This window comes from Aphanizomenon sp. UHCC 0183 (assembly GCF_009712065.1).
Taxonomy (GTDB): domain Bacteria; phylum Cyanobacteriota; class Cyanobacteriia; order Cyanobacteriales; family Nostocaceae; genus Dolichospermum; species Dolichospermum heterosporum.
Map to the genome: position 1 here is coordinate 19,742 of NZ_VILC01000039.1, position 2,953 is coordinate 22,694.

Annotated in this window: 3 protein-coding genes; 1 reads left to right on the forward strand and 2 read right to left on the reverse strand. The window is 39.8% G+C overall.

The genetic code is table 11. The features are described from left to right. Window positions 1–48: 48 nt before the first annotated feature. Window positions 49–825 carry a PatU gene (locus FJR37_RS14890; protein WP_371416127.1) on the reverse strand — a complete coding sequence of 259 codons (777 nt, stop codon included), beginning with the start codon at window positions 823–825 and terminating at the stop codon, window positions 49–51. A 194-nt stretch (window positions 826–1,019) separates the two neighbouring features. Beyond that, window positions 1,020–2,207, reverse strand: coding sequence for a heterocyst differentiation protein HetZ (gene hetZ / locus FJR37_RS14895; protein ID WP_168466377.1), 1,188 nt, complete (start codon window positions 2,205–2,207; stop codon window positions 1,020–1,022). A 213-nt stretch (window positions 2,208–2,420) separates the two neighbouring features. On the opposite strand from hetZ, the gene FJR37_RS14900 reads away from it, so the two are divergent. After that, the gene (locus tag FJR37_RS14900) at window positions 2,421–2,894 is read left to right on the forward strand and encodes a hypothetical protein (RefSeq protein ID WP_168466386.1); all 474 of its coding nucleotides are present in this window, start codon (window positions 2,421–2,423) and stop codon (window positions 2,892–2,894) included. The last annotated feature ends 59 nt before the right edge of the window (window positions 2,895–2,953 follow it).

Consider the following 2,953-nt stretch of genomic DNA (forward strand, 5'->3'; position numbering starts at 1 on the left):
TCTTGCCCTGCTATAACGATAATTTTCAACGCCAACCTACTTATTACCTTAGATTTTCACCTGAATAGCCAACAACAAAGGCTGTTGATCTAATTCAGGGAACTCCACTGCCAAAGTATAAATTGGCTGATTTCTATCAATTTGTAACTCTATAACTGGTATTTCTGAAGTCTCAGATTTCACAAATTCTTGAGTATCATTACCCTGGAGTTGTAAAATCCCCGGCGTAGGTAATTCACCCTGAACCGTCAACTTGATGAATTTACCTAAATTCCGTAATTCTACTCGAATACTCAAAGTCCCCACCGTAGTGAGCCATTGTTTCTCTACCAGTGGCTGAGTCAATGAAATCGGCAAAGTTAAATTTTCCAACAACTGCTTGGCTGCCATTAAAGACAAAGCCATTTGTTGACGTGGTAATAAATCAAAATAATCACTCTCAACATCAGCCGTAGCTGTCAAAGTATCAGCAGAACGATAAGAGCTTCTCAGGACTAACCCAGCCAAATCATTAATAGCTTGAGCATCTGTAGGGAACATACTTTCTACCACCTGAACTAACTTAGCTCCCAGAGGTAAAGAAGATGCCAATAACACCTGACATTTTTCCAGCAATTGCCAAAAAACTTTTTCAGGCAAAGGAATAGGCAAATTTAGCTTAGATTGGTGGACAGTCCACCCCCAAACAGGAACTAAACCCAGAGATTGTTCTTCTACACAGTCGGGATACTCCATTGATTGTGTTTCCCAAGGGAACAACGGCGGGTTTTTTTCTACTTGGTCTTGTAAACGACGCTTAAGAATAGCTTGAAAACGTTCTTGCACAGTAGGAATTTCTCCCAATTGAAAGGTTTGGGGCTTTTCTTATCAATCTGAGTTCACCAATAATTTGGCTACCATCTTGAAATGAATATCTACCCCGTCAATTTCCTCACATTATAACAAGCTATACCCGTAAGTGTTGAAGTTATGATTTTTCAATACCCAAGCAAGTTGATCATTTTGTGAAGATTCACAAGTCACCATTCATGGGTAGATGCACTAGATCCGGACACTAAAGAATTCCGAATTTCCCAAGCTTGTTCTAAAATCTTAAACCAACGTTTCTGTAATTGTGCCATTGACAAGCCTAATGTCTTAGATATTTGCTCGTCAGGTTTTCCTTGCTGCTTCAAATCTAAGATAGACTTTTGTTTCTCATCTAGCTGTGCCAGATAAGTTTCCCATTGAATTGGAGTTAAACCCAAATTAGTGGGTAAAGAAACTTCCAACCACTCATGAACCAATTCCCAACGATGTAAAAGAGCAAACCGAATTAAATGATATTTAAACCGTTGCTGTAAGTAATCACGCTGCCGAGATGTTAAACCTAAAATTGACTCAATCTCTGGTGCTGATAAATCTTGAAGACGCAAAGCAAAGTAATCAGCACAGTCAGATTGTTCTTTTTCTTCTAAATAATCTATTAATTCAGTAATCACAACCGAGCGCAGGGTATCTTCTTCTGGTTCGGGCTGCATAGCCATAGCCGAGCGCAATTGATGGATAGCTGGTTCTTCCCAAGAACCGTCAAACTCACCACTACCACCCTCTGATGCCTGTTCTATATCTACACTTGTTTCTAAAGGCTGTTGCTTGGAAAAAGTTTGCGCCCGCAAAATAATTAGCTGTTGCTGCCTTCCGGGGAGTGGAATCCGACGTTTACCATATCGTTCGGTAAATGCCATGTATTCTCCCAATTCTAAAAGAGTCTGGGGGCAATAGGTCGGAGCTAATTGGTTTTCCCTTCTAAAAGCATTTAAAGCCTCCAAATAAAAACTCTGGAGAAAATCTTCAATGATAGTCAACCGCCCTTGATAGCTTAATTGCTTGTGAGGGGGATTAATATAACGATAAACAATAGCACTCAGTGTGCTGTGTAATTCTACCCTTCCACGACTTGAACCTAACTGATAGTATCGAATACACTGTTGTAACCGATGTTTAGCTAGGCTCATGGCTGAACTTTCTACAGACCCGGAAGTTTGAATGCGTTTACTTTCATTGCAAATCCGCAGAACTTCGTTAGTAATTCTCACCGACACATCGTGACAATTTTGCTCCGAAGCCTTAGTTGACTGTTGAAGTTCCCTAAATAGGAATTGAAAGATGACCTCCACGCTGATAGAAATTTTCCCCTGATTAGTTGCGATTGCTGTTGAATTCATAGTCCCAGTTCTCAAAAAGACTCTAACATACTTTGGACACGACTTGTTAGACTTTGGATAATAGTTTCATGGTTTTTCTGTACAAGTCAAACGCAAACCAATTTACAGTGAGGATATGTGGCATAAGCAGATTGAACTTGACAAATCCCAATTTAGTGGGATATTTGCTTGCTCATGTTTTAGCCATTATCCAAAAGTCATTTACAAATCATGATGGATTTAGAAGCACAAATTCAATTGCTGATAGACAATGCACCCCAGGATGGCGTGACACCACAGATTATGGTATCAATCGCCCCTGTATTAGTCGCCATTGCCCAAAAGTTAAACCACTACCAATACTTTATTCTCCAAAATTCTGAGCAAGATTGGGTTTTAACTACATTGAGCAATCGCGCAAATCCAGGAATAGAAAAGCAAGTTATTTACGCTTTCCCTACCATACAAGATGTTTCCCTAATCTCAGATGCTGGGCGTGACCCTCACTTGCTGCCAACCCTCATGGATGTTACTCAAATTTTATTCCAATTGGTAGCTCTGAAACCAGTACACAGCATAGTTTTTATAGAAACACCAGGAAATTTGACCAATACTGTAGAAGTGCGGCGTTCTCAACTAGAAAGGCTGATTCAGCAACGATTACAAGAATTTAAAGGCAAAAAAATAATTCCTCCCAATATTGCCTAAGAGACTTCCAAATAAAAAAATATTCCGTCTTTATGAAGGTAGGGGAGGTAGGGGAGGTA

Coding starts and splice junctions, on each gene's coding strand:
- hetZ (WP_168466377.1), bottom strand. CDS start 2,207: ATGAATTCAACAGCAATCGCAACTAATCAGGGGAAAATTTCTATCAGC.
- FJR37_RS14900 (WP_168466386.1), top strand. CDS start 2,421: ATGGATTTAGAAGCACAAATTCAATTGCTGATAGACAATGCACCCCAG.